Source organism: Terriglobales bacterium, assembly GCA_035691485.1.
Classification (GTDB): Bacteria; Acidobacteriota; Terriglobia; order Terriglobales; family Acidobacteriaceae; genus JAIQGF01.
The window spans coordinates 1-4,021 of record DASSIZ010000030.1; the positions used below are offsets into that span (position 1 = coordinate 1).

At 60.7% G+C, this 4,021-nt stretch carries 4 protein-coding genes; all 4 read right to left on the reverse strand.

The window, feature by feature from the left end; translation table 11 throughout:
* Positions 1-691: lipid-A-disaccharide synthase (locus tag VFI82_03925; GenBank protein ID HET7183807.1), on the reverse strand; the 691-nt coding region annotated here is incomplete at its 3' end.
* A 199-nt stretch (positions 692-890) separates the two neighbouring features.
* Positions 891-3,521, reverse strand: coding sequence for an LpqB family beta-propeller domain-containing protein (locus VFI82_03930; GenBank protein ID HET7183808.1), 2,631 nt, complete (start codon positions 3,519-3,521; stop codon positions 891-893).
* Between the two features lie 160 nt (positions 3,522-3,681).
* Positions 3,682-3,837 carry a hypothetical protein gene (locus VFI82_03935; protein ID HET7183809.1) on the reverse strand — a complete coding sequence of 52 codons (156 nt, stop codon included), beginning with the start codon at positions 3,835-3,837 and terminating at the stop codon, positions 3,682-3,684.
* Between the two features lie 2 nt (positions 3,838-3,839).
* The coding region (locus VFI82_03940; GenBank protein ID HET7183810.1) for an ATPase domain-containing protein at positions 3,840-4,021 on the reverse strand (182 nt) is incomplete at its 5' end.

Sequence of the window (4,021 nt, forward strand, 5' to 3'; positions counted from 1 at the left end):
CCACCTCGCGGCGGCGGCTGCCGGGCATGAGCGTGATCCACGGCTTGGTGGGGTCAAGCCGGTTCAGGCGGGCCAACTCGTCGCGGCTGACGCTGGGCCGGGCGGCTTCGGCCAGAGGATGCCCAACGAACTGCGCGGGCACGCCCCAGTGCCGCCAGAAGTCCACTTCAAAGGGAAAGATGGTGAGGGCCTGGCGCACATAGCGGCGCACGATACGTGCGCGCCACTGGCGCCAGGCCCAGAACTGCGGCGCCACGTAGTAAACCGCAGGGATGCCGCGTCGGTGCAGAGCGCGGGCCACGCGCAGATTGAAAGCGGGCGAGTCAATGACCACGCCTATATCGGGCCGACGCTGAGCAATGGCGCGGCGCAGTCGGCCAAAGCGCGCGTAAATGCGGGGCAGATGGCGGAGGATCTCCGTAATCCCCACGACGGCGATGTCTTTGGCATCCACCAGCGTCTCGCAGCCGGCGGCGCGCATGCGCTCGCCGCCCAAGCCAAAAACTTCCAGGTCGGGCCGGCGGCGGCGCAGGGCTTCAATGAGTTGGGCCCCATACATATCGCCGGAGGCTTCGCCGGCGGAAAGGAGGATGCGGAGGGGGCGCGAGGAGGTGGCTGAAACCGTCGCGGGAAGTTCGCAGTTCACCGTTGGCGCGGCGGCCGCCGGTCGCTGGTCGTTGGTCGTGGGCAAAGGCTGTTCCGCGATAAGGTCAGCATAGCAAGGTTCCGCCCGAGTGTGCCGGCAGCATAATTTCCGATAACCGACGATTCACCGAGCGCCTGCTAACTGTCGAAAGTGAGCGACATGAGGTACCGGCAACGGCCTCGAAACTGTCGCGATGATGTGGGTAAAAGATGGTGGCCGACAAAAATCGTGTCACGGGAAAATGCTACTGGACATTGTCAATGATCCCGATGTTCTCCTGGAGCACCTGCTGCGATTGGAAAACGATGTGGCCACCCTCCGGGGAAACGTCCATCTGGTTGCCCACGAATGTGTGTATGTAATTGACATTTCCCAGAAGTGGCAGAGTCCCGGGAACCCGCGATACGCCTGAGCCGTCCCACTTCACCTTCCACACTTCTCCGTTGAGATCGGCATTGCCCTTGAGGACAAATATGTCGTCCAGCGCATCCACGGCAAACCAGCATACCCAGCCACGAAATACCTGCCGCGGCGGCGTTTTGAAGTCGGTTACCCAGACGCCGTCAGCAGGGTCATTTTTCTGCGGCGAAAGGACGCTGTAGGCGACGGAACTGCCGTTTGAGGCCCATCGCAGGAACCCCAAGTATTTCGGCGTTTTACCCAAGGTTGCAGGTTTACCAGCACGCGGGTCGAAGACTTGTATCTCCCCCGCTTTTTGAAAGAGCAAGCGGCCATCGCGGCCGACGTCAACTATGGCATCAGCCGCGTCGCTCATGATTGTCTGCGGCGCACCCCCTGAGACAGCGATACTGCGATACTCAATATTCTTGTCGGAGTTTGACCCATAAACGATGTGGGTCCCGTCAGGCGACCAGCGCGGAAATAAATTCACGCGCGAATCGCGGACGAGTTGTATTGCGTTTCCGCCATCGGCGTCCGCCACGCCGATACTCTCATTCTCAGCTCCCTTTAGATTTGTGAAAAATGCGATACGAGTGCCGTTCAGTGAGTACGCCGGCCCAAACTCGTTGCGGGCTGGGTCTGTGGTCAAAACCTTTACGTTTGGCTCTCCAGATTTTGCGTGGGCATCGAATCGCGAGAGACCGATATTTACGCGCATAGTGCCGAATACCAGACGTTTCCCATCGCTTGAAACATCAATCTCCGCGTCGTCTCCCTCCCCGGCAGTAATCTGGCGCAGGCCCCTGCCCTCCGCGCCGATCTTCCAGATGTTGACCGTTCCGCCGCGGCTCGAAGAGAAGTAAATGCTGCGGCTGTCGGGCGACCACGCGGGCGACAGCGCGAGGGCATAGTCGTGCGTGAGCAAACGAACTGTCCCAGTACTGACATCGGCAACGCCGAGCTCCCCGTAAGGTCCTCCGGTCGCCCGGACGGCGAAAGCCACCAGTCGGCCGTCCGGTGATACACGCGGCTCCGTTTCCCATCGGTATGGGACTCCATGCACCAGAGCGTGAGCGTTCTCACCTTCCGTTCCTGCGATCCAAATCTGCTCGTCACTAAGGTTCTGGTAGACGATCGAGTGCCCATCAGGCGTCCAAGCTGGATCAGCCGCGTTCAGGACAACTTTGCGCGGCAACCCGCCAAGAGCTGGTACTTCCCAGATGTCCCAGGCTCCGGAGTTGTTGAGCTGCGCATAAGCCAGCATGCCGCCGTCCGGCGACCAACTGGGACGGGCTTTCATGGCGGCGTCGTGTGTGATCTGCAACGGTTCCGCGCCGTGCACAAGTCCAACATAGACGTTGTAATGCCCGTCGCGATTGGAGATGTATGCGACGGAGCGTCCGTCCGGTGACAGCGCCGGTTGCGCCTGGACTCCGGCGAAGCTGGTGACAGCGCTGAAGTGCATCATGGCCGCGGGTGAGGAACGGGTTATCCACCCGGCGACAGCCGCTACGATCGTCGCTCCGGCGGCAAAGCCGCCGACCCAGCCCAGGAGGGAGCGCCGGCGCATGAACGAGACCGGTGTTTGCGCGGCTCGATTCTCCTCAGGGGCGGCTTTGCCTGCCAGCACCTCCTCGATCACAATTCGCGCTTCGCCAATTGCTTGCAGCCGCTGCTTCGGATCCTTCTTGAGACATCGCAGCAAAAGCGCTCGGATTGGTTTCGGTGTGTTCGGCGGAACCAGGCTCCAGGTGGGTTCCGACTTAACGATCTCAGCAAGCGTGTCGGTCACGGTCTCGCCGCTGAAGACCATCTTGCCCGTGAGCATCTCGAACAGAACGCAGCCGAAGGCCCAGACGTCGGAGCGCCGATCGATCGTCCTCCCCTTAGCCTGCTCCGGCGACATGTAGGCTGCTGTGCCTAGAATCATGCCCGCCTGAGTGCCGAGGTGGGTAAAGGTTGGCGAGCTCGAGATGTCAGTGTTCGCGCCTGCGTGTTCGAGCGCCTTCGCCAAACCGAAATCGAGTAGCTTGATGGCGCCATCGGAGGAGAGCTTGATGTTCGCCGGCTTCACATCACGGTGGACAATGCCGCGGTCGTGCGCGTACTCCAGCGCGTCGCAGACTTGTTTCGCGATGTTCAGTGCGTCTTCAACGGGTACCGGGCCGGCGAGTATGCGATCTGCGAGCGTCGGACCTTCGACCAACTCCATTACCAAACCGGGCTTGTCAGAATCCTCAAAGCCGTAAATGGACGCGATGTTCGGATGATTCAGCGATGCGAGGACCTTGGCTTCGCGCTGGAACCGGTCTAGCTTTTCGGGATCTTGTGCGACATCAGGCGGCAGGACTTTAATGGCTACGCTGCGGCCAAGCTTGGAGTCACGGGCGCGATAGACTTCGCCCATGCCGCCGGTCCCGAGCGGTGAAACAATCTCGTACGGACCCAGTCGAGTTCCCGCTGAAAGCCCCACCCCACGCTCCTAAATCGAGTTGCCGAATTGTAGCAGCGTCAATAGGACAACAGTAGGATTGTCGCGGATGGGCTCACAGTGCGCGATCTCTCGCCAGGCGCACCGGGCGTGCGCCGGCATCGGTAGAGCCCAGGCGCGGCGGATTATGCGGCCATAGTTATTAGCCTAAGCGAACCGCGGAGTCTATAGAAGCGTCCGCTTGAGGGCGGCGATTCAGGGTGACGTAAAATGTCGCTCCGTGCAGCGGGCCTTCTGTTTGCGATTCCACCCTTATGTTGCCACCGAACTTCGCAGCGATGCTTTGGGCGACCCACAGCCCTAAGCCGGTTCCGACGCTCTTGGTGGTGAAAAACGGCTGAAAGTTGTCTTGCCGGTGCCTGGATCGCCTTCTATCAGGTAGAGATGATCCCGGGGAAAACCGCCGATCAGCACGTCATCGAGTCCAACGACTCCGCTGCTCGCGTGAGACACACTGGAACGCATTGTTCTCGTTGACATCT